Genomic DNA, 18,739 nt, shown 5'->3' with positions numbered 1-18,739 from the left:
ACCATGCAAACAAAACCACGTGTGATCACTGAGGCTGACCGGGGCAAAGAGATTGGCATTAAGCTGGGGGAGACGTTCACCCTTCAGCTCGCTGCGAATCCCACCACCGGCTATAGCTGGTATCTACTGACCGGCCCGGCTCCTTGGACTCCTGTCGCCCGTAAGTACGTCACGGATCCGCACAAGCCCAACATGAGTGGGGTGGGTGGCAAAGAGACCTTCACCTTCAAGGCGGACAGTGTTGGGGGGGGATTTTTGCGCCTGCTCTATCTGCGCGGCTTTGAGGAAAAGCTCAACACCGACAAGACTTTCCAGGTGCGGATTGTGGTGCAGAAATAGGGGCAGGGTTTTTCCTCACCAATGGCGAACCCTAAAATCATGAAAGCAAACTCACTCAATATCGGGGTGGCGACCTACACCTTACGAATGCTCCCCACCGACGCGGCGATCACGATTCTCCAGCGGCTGGCCGTGAAGACCTGCTCCCTGAAAGACTCGCACCTGCCGATGAAGGCGACCCCGGACGAGCTAAAGGCGATTGTGGCGAAGTTCAAGGCGGCGGGAATCACGCCGCTCTCCTGTGGCAATGTCGGAATGAAAAACGACGAAGCAGATGTGCGGGCCGCGTTCGAGTATGCCAAGGCCGCGGGGATTGGGACGATGGTCTGCGCCCCGCCGCTGGATGCCATTCCACTTCTCGATAAAATGGTGAAGGAGTACGATATTAAACTCGCGCTTCATAACCACGGGCCGGAGGACAAGAACTTCCCGACGCCCTACGAGGCCTACAACGCCGCCAAGGGCTTTGACAAGCGCATCGGGCTGTGCGTGGACGTCGGCCACTGTGCGCGCGCTGGGAAAGACCCCGCAAAGGCAATTCTCGACTGCCGCGACCGGGTCTATGATATTCACTTGAAAGACGTGAGTGTGGTCGCTCCGAACGGCAAGCCCATCGAAGTGGGGCGCGGCGGACTCGACATTGCCTCGATTCTGAAGGCGCTGATCGCCATCAACTTCACCGGCAATGTCGGCTTTGAGTACGAAAAAGACGCCAAGGATCCCGTGCTAGGCCTCGCCGAGTCCGTGGGCTACGTGCGCGGGATTCTTAAAGGGCTCTAAATGACCGGTTCATTTCACCCAGTCGCCGTCTACTAAGCGCCAGATGCCCAGAGGGTTGCCGTCTTGCAATTCGGCGGGGAGACGGTGGTTCTTGACGTTGTCGTAGCTGCAGAGCATCGAAAAGCGGCTGATGGCGTGGGGAATGCCGACACTGGAGAAGTACGGATGGCCCGTGGCGGGGAAAGGGCCGCCGTGGTTCATGCTGGGGCTAACGGCGACTCCCGTGGGCATCTTGTTGTTGAGAAGCCGCCCCACTTTCACGCGTAGCGCTGGGGCGAGGCGGCTATAAAACGCATCATCGGAGCCCTCGTCGCTTGCATAGACCGTGCCCGTGAGATTGCCTTCTAGTGCATTCGTGACAGCGATCATCTCCTCGCCGCTCTCGCAGAGCACCAAAAGGCTGGCGGGGCCGAATGCCTCGGTCTGGAGCGCCTCGGGGTGGGCGATAAACTGCGCGCCTGTCACTGTGAGAAGCGTGTTGGTGTAGCGAAAGCCTGGATCGTCGCCGACAATCTCTCCGCCACAGACTACACTCGCCCCGGCAGCTTTGAGGGTCTCGACGGCCTCAGCCAGACCATCGCGCCCGCCTTTGTTGAGCAGTACGCCGGGTTTGCCCGCGCTGAACTTCGCCGCCGCCGCTGCCACAAACGCATCACCGAGTGGGCCTGTGGGCAAGACAACGAGGCCCGGGTTGGTGCAGAACTGGCCGGTGCCCATGGTGCAGCTCGTGAAAAACTCACCGGCAAGTGCTTCGAGATTTGCCTCCAAGTAGTCGCGGAGCACAAAAACCGGGTTCACACTCGACATCTCCAGATACGCGGGCTTGCCGTAGCGGTCCGCGACTTCTTTAAGCTGCATTCCCGCCGAGCGGCTGCCCGTGAAGCCCACGGCGGCAATGCCGGGGTTCTCGATCATGCCGAGGCTGAGTGCGTGGTTCATCCGGTAGAGCACCTGAATGGCACCAGTGGGCAAGCCGATCTCGGTGGCGGCCTGGTGGGCGCACTCGGCCATAAGGCGCGAGGTCGTTGGGTGGCTGGTGTGTACTTTCGCAATGACAGGGCAACGCGCCGCAATCGCCGCCGCAAAATCGCCGCCGGAGATGGCATTGAAGGCGAAGGGGAAGTTATTGGGTCCAAAGACCAGCGCCGCGCCCCCGAGCGGCTCGTGAATCGAGCGAATCCCGGCTTTTGTGTCAATGACCGGGCGTGTCCAGCTTCGTGCAACGGCGGCTTGGGCGGCCTGCCGGAGCTGGCCTGTGGTGCGCGGAAGCTCGACGGAGTTTAAGCGCGGCTCGGCAGGAAAGCCCGTCTCGGCGTGGGCCGCGGCGACCAGCGCCTCACGATTTGCCTCTAGAAGATCGGCGTAGCGGTTCAGAAACGCGGCGATGGTCTCGGGGCTTGTGGCACGCAGCAGCGGCGCAGCCTTGGCGGCAGCGACGAGTACGGCATCGACGTCCGCCTGGCTGGAGACAGGGTAGATGTCCTCGGTGAGGGGCTGGCCGGTGGTCGGGTTGGTAGCGGTAAACGTGCTGGTCGGGTCGGTGGCGGTGCGCCACTGCCCGGCGATCAGGACTGGGTGAAGGGTAGACATAGCGAAGCTATTGTACCCGGCATCCCTCCCCCTGCCCCTCCCTTCGCCCGAAACCCTCGTTCCGAGGGGCGAAGGGAGGGGCAGGGGGAGGGGTGGGTTCACCCCCTCTCGTCCCGACGAAGTCGGAAACAGAGCGAGAGGGGGTCGCGCAGTGAGGAACGAATGGAGCGGGGGGAGTGTCCATGAACCTTTCTGCACTTTTCTGGTACAAAAGGAGCGAAGATGAAATCGGAGGAGGCCCGCTGGATTGTGGGGCTACGTCGTGGGGACACGGCGGCGTTTGCCTGGCTCTTGGACACGTTCGGTGGACGGGTCCATGGCCTTGCGCGTCGCTACGCCCGCTGCGACGCCGATGCCGACGACCTGACCCAGGAGATTTTTGTGGCGCTGCATGCCAGCTTGCCCAAGTTCCGTGGGGACGCCGCCCTCGCGACTTTTATCTACCGTGTTGCCATGAACCACTGCTTGAAACACCGTGCGCGCCAGAAACCGGAGGCCGTTTCCTACGACGATCTCCCGCTGGCCACCGCCGATACCGACGCCCCAGAGCGTGCTGTTGCCCGTAAGGAGCTGGCCGCGACCCTGGAGACCGCACTGGGCACGCTGACCGAGGAGCACCGCCAGATTGTCGTGCTCCACGAGCTGCACGGGCTGACCTACGCCGAGTGTGCCACGGCGATCGGCGTGCCCGTCGGCACCGTCAAGTCGCGGCTCTTTCATGCCTTTCGCAAGCTTCGCGGGCAACTGGAGGGCTACGTCCATGCCTGAGCCTAGACCATCGGTGCAGGAGTGTCGCAGCTCCCTACAAGAGGAGCTGAAAGCCTACCTGGATGCCGAGCTGCCGCCTCTGCGTCGCGCCGCCGTGGAGCGCCACCTCGGCACATGCCCTGCGTGTCAGACGGAGCTGGCGAGCCTGCGCCAGCTCTCGGTACAGCTCAGTGAAGCGCTTCCCAGTGCCGCAGTCCTCCCCGATGCCCTGCGTGCCCGCATCCTCCGTAGCCTGCCTGATGCACCCGCCCCGCGCCCCCTCCTGTTCCCGTTCTGGCGGCGGCCCGGCCCCCTGGTGGCGTTGGGCGGAGCGCTGGCGATGGGCTGCGCCTTCTGGCTCTGGGTGCGGGTGCCCGAGAGTGGGAAGCCCATGGCATCTTCGAGTCCCATCGCTTCCGCCACTCTTAGAGCTAATGAGAATAAGGCACAGAAGCCACGAGCGACGATGCAGTATCAGAACTCTCAGCAAGAGGCAAGGAAAGCTTCTGCGCTTGCCTCTGTGCACGAGAGCGCTTCCTCGCTGAAGGCCTCACGACCTGTCTCCGTGAGCCCAGGAGACTTTAAGGGGGTAGCGAGCGCCGCGAAGAGAGTGCGCCTGAGTCCTCCCGCAGCGCCCGCCACGCCACTTTCCGACGGTGAGCCTGAAGCGGCGAGTAAAAACGACAAAGACAGCAATCGCAGTCCCAAGGCCGATTTCGAGATACGCCCACGCAGGATGGTAACAGGCGGGGGTATTGCATTGCCCTCGGTCTACACGCTGACCGTGGCTCCAGGCAAGCGCGCCGAAACCCTGGAAGCGATTCGCAAGCTGGCGGGGGAGCTCTCCGTCACGCTGGCCAGTGAGCAGCCTGATCTCGACCTACGCCTGGCCCTCGATGGCCGCGAGGCGCTACTGGATCGCTTGAAAGCCCTGGGCAAGCTGGCTGAGAGTAAGCGTCTACCGTCTGCACCGGAGAAGCCACACTTCGGCGCCAACCCTAGCGCAGAGGGAGTTGCCGCATCGGGCGCGGGTGGGTTTGGGGGAGGTGGTGGCGGTGCCACACCAAAATCACAACCCCAGCTAAAGCTGACATTAATTGTCAAAGAGTTAAAACCTGAGGAGCTTCCCTAATCGCGGACTCAACTCATTTTGCTGGTTTCACCACGAAGGTTTTGATTTCAAAGGGACGGTAGGGGAACGTGAGTGTGTTGCCTTTGAAAGGAACTGGCATGGGGTCTTGTTCGAGGCTGTTGGTCTCGTAGGCCTCTGCAATCTTAAAGCCAAAGGTAAGTGTGGCCTCGCCGCGTGTTTGTAGAGCCTCATAGAGGCGCACGACAAGCGCATTTTCTTCGGATTCGGTGCGTTTGATGGTCTCGATAATCAGGCCTTGGTCGTCCACGCTCACGAAATCATAGGTGGGGAGAAGAGGTGCTTTGAGGTTCTTCGGGGCGAAGCGGGCAAGCAGCGGGTAGTTTAGTGCATGGGCCTCGTCCACGGTCTCGTTGCGCCAGTCGCCGGTGTGGGGAAGAATTGCGTAGGTGAAGTGATGATGGCCCTGATCGGCGTCGGGGTCCGGGTAGATGCTGGATTTCAGGAGCGTTATGGAGAGAGTGTTCTCGCGGGCATCGAAGCCGTATTTTGTGTCCGAGAGAATACTCACCCCAAAGTCGCCCTCTGAGAGATCGGCCCACTTATGCCCACTGACCTCGAACGTGGCGGCATCCCAGCTCGTGTTGGTGTGCGTGGGGCGCTCGATGGCCCCAAACGGGATCTCGTAGGTGGCGCGGCTGGCAAGAACTGTGGCGGGGACATGGGCTTTGAGGAGAACTTGGTGCTCGTGCCAGTCAAGCTCGGTGGCGATCTCAACGCGCGCGGAGTGTGCCCAGAGCTGAATGCGCTGCGTGACAGTGGAGCTGCGAAAACGTCGCTCGACTAAGATAGTGGCGCGTACGGGACCGTTTTCAAGAACTTCAAAGCGGGTGACCTCTGCTTCCTCTGAGAGGGGGCTGGGCTTGTCCTCGTAGGCGACCAGCCGCGCAGTTGCCGTCAGCGACTCCCGCTCGCCGTCTTCGGTCTTGTGAAGCAGCGAGGCGATCTCTCCGTGGGTATCCAGCGTGACGCGTACAAAGTCGTTTTCGAGAATATTTTCCTCGGCGGTGACTGTGCTCTCGTCAGCGGGCGCATCGGTGCGGCCCAGGCCAATACTCTGGTAGCCCAGCGGCTCGACATCGAGAAGAAGCACCAGATACTCCCGCTCCTTACCCACCATGCGCAGAAACTGACTGCTCAGCGGCTCGCCCTCGGCATCGTTAAAGAGCACACGACCCTTGCGCACCTGGTCACCGGGCAGGCGCACGCAAAACGCATCGCCAGGCCGGAGCGTGTCGGTGGGATTGAAGACTATCACGGAGTCGGTGGGCGTGGCGATATTCTTGGAGATTTCGGCGAGTGCGTTTTCTTGAAGCGCGAGTGCATCCCCTTCGCTCGGTTCGCGCCAAAGCCTATCGAGTGTCGCTTTCGGGTAGGCAATGCCGAGCTGGACGCTTGCCATTGTCGAGAAAAGCTCCGCTCCACGCAGCGCTCGCTCGGCGGTCATGAGGCTTCCCCCGCCCTGCATTTCTAACATTTCCAGAGGCAGCTCGCCGCTCCAGCGAGGGAGATTGGTGTCTGTGTCTCTTCGCTCCCCAATCTGTGTGAGAAGCTCGGTGCCGTCAATGCCGCGCCAGCGAAACGCGGGATGGGGTAGCAGGTCGGCACTCTGAGGGAGCAACAATACCTGCTGCCCACAGCTTTTCAGGAGCTGCGGCAGAGATGCCATGTAACCAGGAATCGCGGCCAGAGAGAGGGCTTGAGCGGCATTCTCCGCAGAACGCGTGCCTGAGTTTTCACGGAGCATGCGGCGAATAAGCCCCTCACCAGATAGCAGGGGAAAGTGCAGGGAAATCATCAGTTCATTTTACTGCGTGCCCAGGCACGGACTTGCTTGCGCCAAGCAAGCTGCGTGGTTTTCTGTCCCTGCAAGACAAGCTCGCTGAGAGCGGAGGCAGTTGCACCAGGAAGCAAGTGACTCTCGGTGAGGGGGGAAAAATCAGTTTCGGCGCGGGTTAAGAGCGTGAGGTTATTCCCCCGCCAGCGCCAGATCTCCTGGACACAGAGGCTGTGATAGAGGCTATCTTTGCTCACCGAGGGATTGGTCACATCTACATCAATCACCAGATCGGGGTAGAGCTGCTCCGCATCGCGCTCGGTATAGTCTTCGGTAATCTCCGCACGCTCACCAAAAATAAACCCGGAATCAGGTTCGGCTCCCTGTTGTTGGGCGTGCGGGGAAAACGTGGTGCTACCCACGGGGAGAAAAGGAATTTCTTGCTCCTCACAAAACAATTCTATAAGCATTTCCAGCAGGCGCTTGGGAGCTTCATGCTTAATCAAGGGACTCATTTCGATCTCCAGACAGCCTCGATTATACGTGAAACGGGCACTCTCTCCGGCTTCCGCAAGGAGGGATTGGTAGGTTTCCCAGGAGACATTTTGGAGCAAGATGGTGTTCATACACGTGACCGTCATGGTATCACGGCAGAGAAGAGCAGCGATGGGCTTTGCCCTCTTTTTGTTTCAGACCTCCGGCTCGTGCTGGAAGACATCGTCGAGTGGCTTGCCAAAGACGGCGGCGATGCGAAAGGCCAGTTCCAGGGTGGGGGAGTACTTGGCGGCCTCAATGGCGATTAGGGTCTGCCGAGTAACCCCCACTTTTTCGGCGAGTGCTTGCTGGGTGAGCTCTCCGTACTCAAAGCGCAGCTTGCGGATATTGTTGCGGATGGGCATGGCTAGTACCCCCTTCGGTAGTAGTAGACCAGAGTGGCGTAGTGCACCAGCTCGCTTAAGACAAAGCTGAGCAAGGCAAGCTGTCCCACAAAGGCGACGGAGATAAGCTTGGGAAAGACAGGGGTGAGCATGACTCCCCCCAACACCAGAAGCCAAAGGGCAACGACGAGCACCCAGTGGGCACTACGAAAGGCCCGATTCTCAATCGCAAGATCACGCTCGTCGCGTGGCTCCTGACGGGTGCTTAAGGCAATCACGGTCATGTAGACAGAGCTAAGAATGATCTGTGCTAGAACAGCGGCGACAAACGCGACAATCACTCGCGGGAGAATCAGCTCGCCTTTGCTGGCAAGCTGAAATATAAACGTGAAGTAGGGGATAAAAACTACCCCGGTTGTGACCAGACAGGCCCACGCACTCTTCTCACGAAACGACATCTCCATTGGAATAACCTCCAAATAAATTGTACGTTATAGTTTACAAGATGTCAAATATTTTTTACATTAATTTAAGAGTTGCCGTAGCTTGGTGATATTTTCGCGGTGCCCCTTGTCGTCATCCACGGGCGTCTCGACGATCAGCGCGAGACTCTCGGGCAGGCGTGGGTCGGAAAGAAACGCCACGAAGCCCGCGTCGCCAATCGTCCCCTCACCGATGTGCGCATGCTGGTCGCGCTTGCTGGCGAGGCCAAACTTTGAGTCGTTGGCATGGATGATTTTCAGTTTCTCAAACCCGACGGTTGCCGCAAAATTATCCCAGACACCCGTGGGATCGCCCACCAAGTCGTAGCCCGCGTCGTAGATATGGCAGGTGTCTAAACAAACGACAATGCGCTCCGGCTCGGCAACTCGGGAAAGAATTGCAGGGAAGTGCTCGAAGACGCCGCCTAGGGTGGTTCCCTTGGCCGCCGTGGTCTCTAGCGCCACTTTGATCTTAAAGCCCGCCGTCGCCCGGTGCACTTCCTCCAGCGAGGCCGCAATCTGGGCGATTCCGGCCTCCTCACCGCTTCCGACATGCGCCCCCGGATGCGAGACCAGATAGTCAAGCCCCAGCGCCTCGCCGCGCTCCAGCTCTCCAATAAAGGCACTCAGCGACTTCTGGCGCGTCTCGGGATCGGGCGAGGCGAGGTTGATGAGATACGAGTCGTGGGCGATGAGTGGAGAAAGTTTCGTCTCCGCCGCCTTCGCCTTCCACAGTGCAATGGCATCGTCGGTTAAGGGCTTTGCCGCCCACTGTCGTGGGCTCGACGTAAAAATCTGAATCGTGTCGCAGCCGATCTCGGCTCCTTCGATCAGGCCATTGTGTAGGCCACCCGCGACACCCGTGTGGGCTCCAAAAAGAAATCGAGGCATGGCATAGATACTACCCGATCAGCCCAGATACGGAAAGGCGCTACTCTGCCAGTCTAAGGCTTCAGCCACCGATCAAAGAAGCTCGTGACGACAGGCCGCAGATCCATGGCGAGGGGCTTTTTGTTCCAGGTTTGCAAATCAAACGTGTGGCCAGCGCCGGGGACAATAATTAGCTGGTGCTCAAGCTTCATCTCGGTGAGGCGCTTGTCTAAATCGCGAGACTGGTCAATGTCCACGGTGGTGTCCCTATCGCCGTGGAGAATCAGAATCGGGGGGATGCCGCGCCTCAGATGTGTCATCGGCGACGCGAGGGCGCGGTCAGTGTCGGTGATCGTCGCTTTATCACCAAAGACCGCATCGGAGGGGACGCGTTTCTCAAGCGGCGTGCCATCGGGAGAGATCTGCTTGCGGCTACGAATATCGGAGATTCCGTACAGATCCACCACCGCCTGAACGCGACTGGAGATGCCAGGGTAGGGCGCACTTGGCTCCAGCTCCCGCATGCCGTCGGTGACTCCCAGCATCAGCGCCAGATGCCCCCCCGCCGAGCCGCCGATCACGCCGATATGCTCGGGGTCTATTCCTAGTTTCTCTGCGTTTTTGCGCAGATAGCGTACAGCGTTCTTACAGTCATAAATATTGGTGGGCCAGCGCCCCTCTTTGTCCAGCCGGTAGTCAATGCTGATACAGATATAGCCCGCCCGTGCGAGGGTGGTGCCAATATTGAGTTCGCGGCCCGCGGACTTACTGCCTCCCGTCCAGCCGCCGCCATGGATAATCACAACGCCGGGCGAGCGTGTCCCCGGCGCACGGCTTGGCGACAGATAGAGATCGAGCTTCTCCTTGCGATCCGGTGCGAGATAGGTCAGCTCGCGCTGGATGGTCACTTCCTGGGCAAACATAAACCTCTCCTACTTCAGGAAAATCTCGATCACCGGCACCGTGACATTAGGCTTCTGAATGGGTAAGCGCAGCGCGAGTGAGGCGCGCTTATTCTCGCCCGAGAAGTCGTGTTGCCAGGGCTCGATGTCTTTCATGAGCACCTCAGACGCATCATTCAGAAGCTGGGCGTACTCGACGCGGGCGGGATCCAGGCCGTCTAAGTAGAGCTGACCAAACGGCCAAGCGAGCACATGGACATAGAGCCGATTGGTCGCCTTGTTGTAGGTGTAGCGGCAGTCCTGAGGCGCGTCGCCGAGCTCGGTGGGGGCCTGCGTGCAGCCGTAGATCGATCGGCTATGGCGCTTCATCCACTCGCCCATTCCCTGGAGGCGATCTAGGGCACGCACATCGAACTCGCCGCGCCCGGTGGGGCCGACATTGAGCAGCAAGTTGCCGCCCTTGCTCACCGTGTCAATGAGCATCTGGATCAGCATCTCTAAAGACTTCCAGCTCGATTCATCGCGATGGTAGCCCCACGAACCGCTGAAAGTCTGGCAGGCTTCCCAGGTGACGGGCTTGCCCTGAAACTGCACCCACTGGCGCGGCTGGAACTGTTCGGGGGTCTTGATATCCCACCCAGACTCCAAGTCAAGCCGGTCATTGAGGATGATATTTGGCTGCAGCTCGCGGATGAGCTTGTAGAGATTCTCGCTGTCCCACTCCGCACGGCCTTTCTGCGGCGGATACGAAAAATCGCACCAGAGAATATCAATCTTGCCAAACTCGGAGAGAATCTCGCGCACTTGCCCGTGCAGATACTTGGCGTAGCGGCTCTGGTCGCGGCCCGTGTTCAGCGCGTCTTTTTCGGGGGAGTTACGCTGGGGGTGCACACCATCCACCACGAAATCCGGGTGGTGCCAGTCAATCAGTGAGTGATAGAGACCCGTTTTGAGGCCGTGCCCCCGGAAGGCATCCACCATCGGGCGCAGCAAATCGCGCTTTGCCGGAGTGTTGGTGGCCTTGTAGTCGGTGAGTGCCGAGTCCCAGAGACAGAACCCCTCGTGGTGCTTGGTGGTGATCACAAAGTACTTCATCCCCGCGTTTTCTGCCGCGCTCGCCCAGACCTCCGGGTCGTAGAGATCGGGGTCGAAGAACTTGAAGTAGCGCTCGTAGCGCTCGTCGGTGAGCTGCTCGTAGTTCTTGAGCCACTCGTGGCGCGCACCTAGGGCGTAGAGGCCCCAGTGGATAAACATCCCGAAGCGGTCGTGAGTGAACCAGGACGTGTCGCCGGGTGTCGGCTCAGGTTGTGGAATCGTCAGTGACATGGCCTATTTTACCTGAACTGTCAGCCCCGCCGACGGCACGGGGCGGATGATCCGCCCCGCTCCGGCGGCTTTGAGGGCCGCAATCGTGCGCTCGGGCTCAAAGGTCAGGCAGAGCACGGTTCCGCCCTGTCCGGCTCCGGCGAGCTTGGCACCCAGCGCCCCATTTGTCAGTGCCACCTCGACCAGCTTATCCACCGCCGCGCCGCTCGCCCCGAGGCGAAATTGGACATCCTGGTTCTGGTTCATGAGTTTCGCAATGGTTGCCCAGTCGCCTTCCAGGAACGCTTTCTTGCCATTGCGTGCCAGCTCCGGCACGAAGTGATCGTAGAGCGCGCGTACCTCGGGATCGTTGTCGAGCCAGCGCTGGCGCACGGGCTTGTGCGCCGCCCCCGAGTGGTGCTTGACCCCCGTGTGCGCCAGCACAAAGGGCAGGGGCTGGGGTACTAAATCTATCAGCGGCTCGACAGTCGCATAGGGCTGCGCGTCCATCGGGAGATGGCTGCCTTTGTCGCGGAAGTCCATGTAGTTGAGGCCCCCAAAGACCGCCATGTGCTGATCCTGAAACCCGCAGATCACCCCCAGAATCTCGTACTCGATCTTGCGAATCGCGGCAGCAATAGCATATTTGTGCTCCACGCGTCCGAGCTTTTGAGAGACCGCGCCGTAGACTGCCGCCATAAGCGCCGTCGAACCCGCCAGCCCCGCTTGCATCGGAATCTCCGTGCTCGTCGTTAAGTGAAAGCTGACTTCGCCTGGAATCACACCCATACCCTTGAGCACGGCTTTGGCGAGATCCAAACGCGGGAAGTCAGCAGAGGGTTCCAAATCGGCCAGCGAAGTCAGCGTCTGCTGCTCGCCATTGTCGGCTTCGAGAATCAGCGTATCAGAATCGGCGAGGGAACACTCGGCGCGCTCGGAAAGGGAACAGGAGATAACGGAGCCGCCGTACATGTCGGTCGGGTTGCCCAGCACGCCACAGCGGCCAGGCGCAGTTGCCACGATCATAGGGCTATTGTACGCAACGAAGCGTCAATCGTGCCACTTCGGGGCGGCAATTAAATCGAGGGGCGAGCCAGGGAAGATACGGGACGAAGGCCAGGCCGATGCCGCGCGAGATGTAGGTAGTAAGATCCCCGCCAGGATCGTAGCCCAGAATCTTCGTGAGTCGGGTCGGGTCGAATGCGCCGCAGTCTAGGAGACGGCTGAGCGGGTTCTGAGTCTTCCAGGGGCCAAGGAGGGGGAAGCGGACTTGCCCGCCGTGCGTGTGCCCGGAGAGCATTAAGTCCACACCCGCCCGTGCCGCGAGTGCGGCCACTTGCGGGGAGTGCGCCAGCAAGAGAGTGAAGCGCCCCGGGGTAAGCTCTGCAAATGTGGTGTCTAAGTCGGCGTGGCCGTAGTAAGGATCGTCGCAGCCCGCAAGCGTGATGGTCGCCCCGCGTAGCGTGAGCGGCAAGCTCTCATTGGTCAGCGTGCAGACTCCCGTTTCGGCTAAAAGCGCTTCGAGCCAGGCGCGGCGCTCCTTGCGAATCTTATGCTCCGCGTTGCCCCAGATCGCAAATGCCGGAGTCTCTGGGAAAAGCTGGGCGATCTCGGTGACGAGCTTGACGGCGGGAACGACGCCCCGTGAGTTTCCCAAGAAATCGCCGCCCCAGACAATTAGATCCGGTTGTTCCAGCTCCGCGCAGAGCGCCACCACGCGCCGCTCGCGCTCGCCAAACTCACAGACATGCGGGTCGGAGAGAAACAGAATCGAGAGTCCGTCCCAGGCGGCGGGTAGGCGCGGCAGGAAAAGCTCCGTGTGGGTCACTTCTACTAAAAGCGGCTCGACCTTCAGCGCATAGGCCGCGAGTCCCGCAGCGGCTCCTGCCGTCATGCCTAGTAGCTTCCTACTCATTGGGAGAGCGGTGCCGCCTTAGAAGTAACCGGCTCGACGTGCGCATGGAGGGTGCGAATTTTTACCACATCGCGTAGCATCCGCAGGCCCGCCTTGAGGTACGCACTGCGCGTCGCAAATGCCGCCGCGCCTTCTTGATGCGCCCAGCGGACGGGGATCTCAGCGACCTTGAGACCTAGCCGCCGCGCCAGGAAAATTGCCTCGACATCGAAACTAAACCCATCGAGCTGGCAGCGAGAGAAAATCGCCTGCGCCGCATCGTGGGTGAGGAGCTTAAAGCCGCACTGGGTGTCGTAGATACCGGGGGTTGCCGTGAGCTGCACGATCTTATTGAAGCTCCGACCGCAAAGCTCGCGCAAGAGTGGCTGGCGCACCGTGAGCTCCGATTCGCGCAAGGGCCGCGAGCCGATGGCGTAGTCCGCGCCCCTGTCGAGCGCCTCTTCCAGCTTGGTCAGCTCCTCAAGAGGTGTGGCGAGATCCGCGTCCATGAAGAGCACACGCTCCCCAGCAGCGCGCAGAACGCCGTAACGCACGGCGTAGCCCTTGCCCCGATTGCCGCCGTAGCCCAGTACCGTGACACGGGGATAGCTTTCGGCCACACGTGCGGTTTCGTCGCGCGAGCCATCGTCCACCACAAGAATTTCAGCGTCGAGCTTTCGTGCCTGCACATAGGCCAGAGTCGCTTCCAAAGTACGAGGCAGACGCTTTGCTTCGTTGTAGGCGGGGATGACAATCGAGAGCTGCATGGACGTTGCCGTATTGTATCACCGGCCAATTTAGCAACAGGGCTATTTTATGCCTTGATGCCTAGTTTCTCTAAAAGTTGGGGGCTGGTGCGGAGCGCACGGCGGGCGAGTTTTCGGTACGTCATGGTCCAGTCATCAAGCTCGCTGAGGAGGGTTTGCTGCTGGGGCGTGAGGTTCTGCGAGGTGCCTTTGGCCTGCTCCTGTGCCTGGTTGGCGGCGTGCAGCGCCGTGACTTTGGCTTTCTCCGCTGTGAGCTTCGCTGCCGTGTAGCCCTTTGCGGCCAGCGCGGCTTTTACATCGTCGGGGGCGGCGAGTGCGCCTGCAAAGAGCTTGTCGGCGTAGAGCAGAAACGCGGCGAGGGCTTGCGGCTGGTTGCCCTTGCTCAGGCCAAGACTGGTGAGGGCGGCACCATCGCCTTTGAGGGCTTCACGGGCGACGGTGGCAAGGTCGGAGCAGGCGAGACGTGCGGTAGAGAAGACGATGGTGACATCCTGCGTGGCCTGTTTCTGCGCGGCGCGTGCCTGCTGCACGGTGATGATAAAGGCTTGCACCCCATCGAGCTGCACCTGCGCCGCCGTGAAGGCCGCGCTGTCGTAGCCAAACGCCGCGACAAGCGCCAGGATCTCCGGGTCGCTCTGTGTGCCCGTAATAGCAAGCTCCGCTCGCAGGAGAACGGCCTCCGCTGTATAAATCGTAAACTTCTTTGTCTTCTTACTCTCTGTCGTTTCCATCTCTCTATCCTTCCCTTAAGTCTCGTTGTCCGTCTGAAATTTCTCCAGCTCTTGCTGCTTTATCGGGCTGTCCTTGAGCTATTTCTCTGTGTCCTTAAAGCATTTCTATATGCCTTGGAACAATTTCTATACGACCTGGAACTATTCCGCTTTCTCATTCTACCCCACCGCGCTATCCTACGAATGCGGCGTGAGCCACTGCGAAAACATCCGCCCCGTCGCCGTCTCTGCATAATGAGTCATCACTTGTTGCACCAACTGCACCCACTCCTCCACCGCATCCTGCCGCTGACTGAGCTGCTGTGCCAGGGCAGCCAGCACCTCGGCACAGGCCATCCATTCGTCCTGGGGGATTGGCCTGAGCGAAGTGATCGTCCAGCCCCGGAAAAGCAGGTTCAGAATGCCTCCCTCTTCTGGAAAATTATTTGCGAGTTCTCGTAGCTCGTTAAGGTAAGGGGTAGCTTCGGTAACGCTGGTCGCGTCTGCCGTCGCGTTGGTAAGCCCTGTTGCGAGCCTTGTTTGTATCTCTTTGTTTTGTGAGTTCTGTTTTGCGAGTTCCCGTAGCTCGTTAAGGTAAGGGGTTCTCTCGATTAGGTTAGGCGCTGCGATGGATGTGTTGGTAAGCCCGTTTGCGAGTTCTATCTTTATCTCTTTGTTTTGTGGGTTCTGTTTTGCGAGTTCCCGTAGCTCGTTAAGGTAAGGGGTTCTCCCGATTAGGTTAGGCGCTGCGTTGGATGTGTTGTAAAGCCCTTTTGCGAGTTCTATCTTTATCTCGTTGTTTTGTGGGTTCTGTTTTACGAGTTCTCGTAGCTCGTTAAGGTAAGGGGTTCTCCCGATTAGGTTAGGCGCTGCGTTGGATATGTAGTAAAGCCCTGTTGCGAGTTCTATCTTTATCTCGTTGTTTTGTGAGTTCTGTTTTGCGAGTTCCCGTAGCTCGTTAAGGTAAGGGGTGGCTTCTGTAACGCTGGTCGCTTTAGCCGTCGCGCTGTAAAGCCCCCTGGCATACTCAACAAGTGCGTGGCTACTTTCTTGTATCTCGACTAGATAGGGACGGGCTTTGTCTAACATTCCACGATCTGCCCACTCAAAGAGAAGAAATGGCGCGACTAAGAAGCTCCAGAGTAGAACCGCGAGATCACCCGTGGGCTTCTGGCAAAGTAGCTCAACTGTCGGGGCATACACGCGGTCGAAGAGGTAGTCTTCTGTTGTGCGATCCAGGTACTCCGCCGTGGCAACGGCGTTCATCGCCCATGCCAGAGTGATAAGAGCTTTCGTCTGTGTGATGACTCCCGCTTTACTGATCTCCTGGTTGGAGCGAGAAATCTGCCCGTTGAGCAAAAACTCTCCCGCCAGACGCTGGAGAATCAGAAGCTCGCCCACCAGGTCAGGACGGATTCCGGTAAGCTCACCCACCGTATCGTTGTAGCCATCCCCCAGCGCACAGAGAGTCGTCAGCAGATCGTCGTCCGCCACCAGGGGAAGACTTGCGGCTAGCTTCTGTTCGGTAGAGAGGTCGCTCAGAGTATACGAACCCACCAGAGTCGCCAGAACCAAGGCGTTGAGGTGTGCGCCATTGACACCATCTTCGTACCAGTGCCGCTTCTCCAGCCGCAGCACCACCTCCACCAAACCCTCCGCCGACCAGTCGCTCTCATCGCCTCCCTCCGCAATGCCACGGGCGGCAAAGAGCAGAAAGAGAGGACGAGCGGGTTCCTTGAGACGCTGCTCCAGCCGTGTCAGCACATCCGGCAGATCGCTGGGAACCCTGGTTTCGAGGCGCACCAGCTCCTCACGTAGAATCGCTAGCCGATGCTCCGGGGCGAGTGGTGCCAGGTGCAGGGCATCATCCTTGTGCTCATCTTCCTGCACCACCGACGAAGTGCCTTCAAAGAACCGCGCCCAGACATGCGGCTCCCGATCTCGGTCCACCAGCAGCACCCGCACGGGAACCTCAAGCTCCGCAAGGCGCGCCTGAAGTAGCTCCAGCAACTGCCCCAGCCCGATCTCGTTATTGCCGATATGGGTCTTGCGGTGCAAGGCATAGTCCACCACGATCAGAGTCGGAACCAGGGGCTTCCAGCTCTCCCAGGCATTGAAAGCATGATCGCGCCGCAGAAAGCCCGTCTGCCACCCCTGCGAGGCCGCGTATCGCATCAGCTCCAATGCCACCCGGCTCTTCCCTGTTCCCGCTCGTCCGGTCAGCCGTGCCCACCGAAGTCCCTGACCATTGAGAAACTCCTGAAGTGCATCACAGGTGCTGGCATACCCATGAAAGGGGCTGATCTGTCGCTCAAAGAGATAGACCACGTTTCGACTATCCGTGGCACGAAGGTTCTCAAAGCGGTTCAGCTCGGGCTGTGGGTTTGCCAGCGCTTTGATACTGGCATGAATCTCCCCCGTCTGCTTCAGCAGCTCGCTCTGGAGAAACAGCAGCACCCCATAGCCCGCTTTTTGGTTATGGCGCAGGAGATACGTGAAAGCCGTCGCATAGTTCGCCTCCACAAACGCCACCAACCCTGCAATGCGCTCCGGGCTATCGGAGCTTTCTGCAACCAAGGCCGCTTCGTCCATGCCCGTCAGCATGTAGAGAAGCAACGTCTCCCAGTCGCCGCTCTTCAGCCGCTCAGGGTCATAGAGCGCCTCGGGGCCATCTTTGTAGAGGCTTGTCACAAAGCGCCCTTGCAGAAAGTCCAGCTCCGGGGTTGTGTTCGGATCGAAGGCATCCCAGCGCGTCTTGAAGTGCCGCTTCAGCCGATCCGTCAGCCAGACTTTCTCGCTGTCCTCGGAATGCTCTTTAGCGTAGACCTCAACCAGTGTCTGAATCGCCACGCCCGCCACTTCGTGAATATCGTGGTTGCGAATCTGCCGGTGCGGATCGTGCTCTTTTTTGTGCTCTTTCGGGTGAACAAACGCATCTGCGAAGCTCGCCGCCCCCGTCTCCCCAATGTAGGACTTGGCCGCCTCCGTCATCATAATCGCGCTCATCGTGACGACTGGCCCGAGGTCTCTGGCGACTCCCGCTAGCCCCAGCCGCTGCCCCAGATAGACAGCAGTGCACAGTACTCCCGTTTTCAAGAGCAGAGAAACAACATGGTCGCGGCGCGTGGGCATAGGGCTACTTTCGTTTTAGAGCGTGGGTTTTCCTTCCCGTTGCTGTGTCCAATCCTCGCACGTGATTCCGGGGATTTGTCCAAAATGGCGCAGGTTTCGTGTCACCACAATCAAGTCGTAGTGAAGCGCCGTCGCAGCGATTTTACAATCGCCACTGCCAACACGACGGAGTGAGGCGGGCATGGCACGGTAGATTTCCTCTAAGGGGCGAAAGAGAAGCGACACGGTGTCCGTGTCCAGCAGATAGGCACTCATTCCGATTCACGAGCGTTGGCAAGGGCACGTTCTTGGGCGATGGCTTCCTCAAAAGCCTCCCACTCAGAATCATCAGCGAAAGCACCCAGAATTTGCGACTGTGCTTCTGTGGGAGTATCCGGGAGGAGGGCGGGGAGAATACCTTTTCCACCGTGCCGTACCAGGGCGTTCTCCAACTCCACCCAGTCTTTCTCTTCCTCCAGACTACGCTCCAGAGTCGCCAGAGCAAAGTTATCAGGCTCACTTTTGGCACGGTGCGCCCGTGCTCTGATTCGGGCTTCAAGCTCGCCCTCCACGGTAATGGTTAGCATGCCTCTATTTTATACGCCTTCCAGAATTCCCACCAGCACCCGCGAAAGCTCAGCCAGATCGGCGGGGACGCGGAAGAGGTTGACATCTTGGGTGATGGTTTTGGTGCCGCGCTCTAAGTGAGCGAAACGCCAGATGTCGCCCGTCGAAAGAGCACCGTAGAGCACAGGTTCCTCAGAAATCGTCCACTGATCTAGTGCGGCTATTTCTGCGACAAGCTGGCTCATGCCCCGCGATGTGTCGGCGTTTTTGGCTTCGACAACAAGAAAACGGTGGTCTTTTGTCTGGAGCAAGTAGTCCAAGCTCCCATGAAGCTGCTCATTGATATTTACATTGAACTCAAGGCGTAGCTTGAGGTTGAGCGCATTTGCAAGTTCGATTAAAACGGGAGAGATGAGAAGCTCACGGCGGGCGGCTTCACTATCCAGCGTGATGTTAGGAAGTAGACGGCGCAGGCGCTCCGCAAGGGAAGCCACCCATTCAGGGATAGCCTCACTTTGGGGAAGCACCAGCGAGGCTTGTTCAAACGAGTAGCCCAGTGCCTCGGCAATATTCTCTGTGGAGGCACTCAGGTTGAAGTAGTCATGAAAGCTCTTGACAGATGCCGGAAGATTAAAAGGCTGTCTCATACGCCCATTTTACCCCTTCTCTCCCCTCTTCCCGTTTTCCAGAGCAGAGAAAGAATAGGGTCACGGCGTGTGGGCATAGGGCTACTTTCGATTCAGGAAGACAGGGGAACCGCATTTGTTTTTTTGAAGACCGAATTTCCCAGTTTTCAGGCGTTTGCCCAAGTTTGCTATGAATGCTGAAAATGCCTTTCCCATCTACGAAATGACTCAGCCCTTGATTATA

21 protein-coding genes are annotated in these 18,739 nt (G+C 59.2%); 4 read left to right on the top strand and 17 right to left on the bottom strand.

The window, feature by feature from the left end; translation table 11 throughout:
* Positions 1-3 precede the first annotated feature (3 nt).
* Both ACH2ED_RS18170 and ACH2ED_RS18165 read left to right on the top strand, forming a co-directional pair.
* Positions 4-339, top strand: coding sequence for a protease inhibitor I42 family protein (locus tag ACH2ED_RS18170; RefSeq protein ID WP_395094124.1), 336 nt, complete (start codon positions 4-6; stop codon positions 337-339).
* 39 nt (positions 340-378) lie between these two features.
* A complete protein-coding gene (locus tag ACH2ED_RS18165; protein WP_395094122.1) occupies positions 379-1,119 on the top strand; it encodes a sugar phosphate isomerase/epimerase family protein in 741 nt (246 codons plus the stop codon).
* A 9-nt stretch (positions 1,120-1,128) separates the two neighbouring features.
* On the opposite strand, the gene ACH2ED_RS18160 is transcribed toward ACH2ED_RS18165, so the two are convergent.
* On the bottom strand, positions 1,129-2,709 hold the full coding sequence (locus ACH2ED_RS18160; RefSeq protein WP_395094121.1) for an aldehyde dehydrogenase family protein: 1,581 nt from the start codon (positions 2,707-2,709) through the stop codon (positions 1,129-1,131).
* A gap of 222 nt (positions 2,710-2,931) precedes the next feature.
* Between ACH2ED_RS18160 and ACH2ED_RS18155 the strand changes: the two genes are divergently transcribed.
* Together ACH2ED_RS18155 and ACH2ED_RS18150 are read left to right on the top strand one after the other, a co-directional pair.
* Positions 2,932-3,477: an RNA polymerase sigma factor gene (locus tag ACH2ED_RS18155; RefSeq protein WP_395094119.1), complete on the top strand. Its 546-nt coding sequence runs from the start codon at positions 2,932-2,934 to the stop codon at positions 3,475-3,477.
* Positions 3,470-4,588, top strand: a complete 1,119-nt coding sequence (locus tag ACH2ED_RS18150) for an anti-sigma factor family protein (RefSeq protein WP_395094117.1) — start codon at positions 3,470-3,472, stop codon at positions 4,586-4,588. Before ACH2ED_RS18155 ends, ACH2ED_RS18150 begins: the two co-directional genes overlap by 8 nt.
* Positions 4,589-4,601: 13 nt before the next feature.
* Here ACH2ED_RS18150 and ACH2ED_RS18145 read toward each other — a convergent pair whose 3' ends face one another.
* The 16 genes from ACH2ED_RS18145 to ACH2ED_RS18070 form a co-directional block, all read right to left on the bottom strand.
* Positions 4,602-6,404: an alpha-mannosidase gene (locus ACH2ED_RS18145; RefSeq protein ID WP_395094115.1), complete on the bottom strand. Its 1,803-nt coding sequence runs from the start codon at positions 6,402-6,404 to the stop codon at positions 4,602-4,604.
* Complete coding sequence (locus tag ACH2ED_RS18140) at positions 6,404-7,009, bottom strand: Uma2 family endonuclease (protein ID WP_395094113.1); 606 nt, start codon at positions 7,007-7,009, stop codon at positions 6,404-6,406. Before ACH2ED_RS18140 ends, ACH2ED_RS18145 begins: the two co-directional genes overlap by 1 nt.
* A gap of 63 nt (positions 7,010-7,072) precedes the next feature.
* Positions 7,073-7,282 (bottom strand): helix-turn-helix transcriptional regulator, encoded by a 210-nt coding sequence (locus ACH2ED_RS18135; protein ID WP_395094112.1) that lies wholly within the window; start codon positions 7,280-7,282, stop codon positions 7,073-7,075.
* A gap of 2 nt (positions 7,283-7,284) precedes the next feature.
* Positions 7,285-7,719: a hypothetical protein gene (locus tag ACH2ED_RS18130; RefSeq protein WP_395094111.1), complete on the bottom strand. Its 435-nt coding sequence runs from the start codon at positions 7,717-7,719 to the stop codon at positions 7,285-7,287.
* A gap of 66 nt (positions 7,720-7,785) precedes the next feature.
* On the bottom strand, positions 7,786-8,634 hold the full coding sequence (locus ACH2ED_RS18125) for a deoxyribonuclease IV (protein ID WP_395094109.1): 849 nt from the start codon (positions 8,632-8,634) through the stop codon (positions 7,786-7,788).
* A gap of 53 nt (positions 8,635-8,687) precedes the next feature.
* Complete coding sequence (locus ACH2ED_RS18120) at positions 8,688-9,536, bottom strand: alpha/beta fold hydrolase (RefSeq protein ID WP_395094107.1); 849 nt, start codon at positions 9,534-9,536, stop codon at positions 8,688-8,690.
* A 9-nt stretch (positions 9,537-9,545) separates the two neighbouring features.
* Complete coding sequence (locus ACH2ED_RS18115; RefSeq protein ID WP_395094106.1) at positions 9,546-10,841, bottom strand: alpha-L-fucosidase; 1,296 nt, start codon at positions 10,839-10,841, stop codon at positions 9,546-9,548.
* Between the two features lie 3 nt (positions 10,842-10,844).
* Positions 10,845-11,846, bottom strand: coding sequence for a hypothetical protein (locus ACH2ED_RS18110; RefSeq protein WP_395094104.1), 1,002 nt, complete (start codon positions 11,844-11,846; stop codon positions 10,845-10,847).
* Between the two features lie 4 nt (positions 11,847-11,850).
* Positions 11,851-12,735 (bottom strand): metallophosphoesterase, encoded by an 885-nt coding sequence (locus tag ACH2ED_RS18105; protein ID WP_395094102.1) that lies wholly within the window; start codon positions 12,733-12,735, stop codon positions 11,851-11,853.
* Positions 12,732-13,481: a dolichyl-phosphate beta-glucosyltransferase gene (locus ACH2ED_RS18100; protein ID WP_395094101.1), complete on the bottom strand. Its 750-nt coding sequence runs from the start codon at positions 13,479-13,481 to the stop codon at positions 12,732-12,734. The genes ACH2ED_RS18105 and ACH2ED_RS18100 overlap by 4 nt, the downstream gene beginning before the upstream one ends.
* Positions 13,482-13,528: 47 nt before the next feature.
* A complete protein-coding gene (locus ACH2ED_RS18095; RefSeq protein WP_395094099.1) occupies positions 13,529-14,212 on the bottom strand; it encodes a hypothetical protein in 684 nt (227 codons plus the stop codon).
* A 177-nt stretch (positions 14,213-14,389) separates the two neighbouring features.
* Positions 14,390-17,323 carry a hypothetical protein gene (locus ACH2ED_RS18090; RefSeq protein ID WP_395094097.1) on the bottom strand — a complete coding sequence of 978 codons (2,934 nt, stop codon included), beginning with the start codon at positions 17,321-17,323 and terminating at the stop codon, positions 14,390-14,392.
* A 15-nt stretch (positions 17,324-17,338) separates the two neighbouring features.
* Entirely contained in the window at positions 17,339-17,578 is a 240-nt protein-coding gene (locus tag ACH2ED_RS18085; protein WP_395094096.1) for a type II toxin-antitoxin system VapC family toxin, read from the bottom strand.
* Positions 17,575-17,889, bottom strand: coding sequence for a hypothetical protein (locus ACH2ED_RS18080; protein ID WP_395094095.1), 315 nt, complete (start codon positions 17,887-17,889; stop codon positions 17,575-17,577). The genes ACH2ED_RS18085 and ACH2ED_RS18080 overlap by 4 nt, the downstream gene beginning before the upstream one ends.
* Before the next feature lie 9 nt (positions 17,890-17,898).
* On the bottom strand, positions 17,899-18,516 hold the full coding sequence (locus tag ACH2ED_RS18075) for a hypothetical protein (RefSeq protein ID WP_395094093.1): 618 nt from the start codon (positions 18,514-18,516) through the stop codon (positions 17,899-17,901).
* On the bottom strand, positions 18,500-18,739 hold a 240-nt coding region (locus ACH2ED_RS18070), incomplete at its 5' end, for a hypothetical protein (protein ID WP_395094091.1). The genes ACH2ED_RS18075 and ACH2ED_RS18070, both read right to left, overlap by 17 nt.

Source organism: Armatimonas sp. (genome assembly GCF_043757465.1).
In the GTDB taxonomy this organism is placed as follows: domain Bacteria; phylum Armatimonadota; class Armatimonadia; order Armatimonadales; family Armatimonadaceae; genus Armatimonas.
This window is presented reverse-complemented; position numbering and strand designations above follow the sequence as displayed.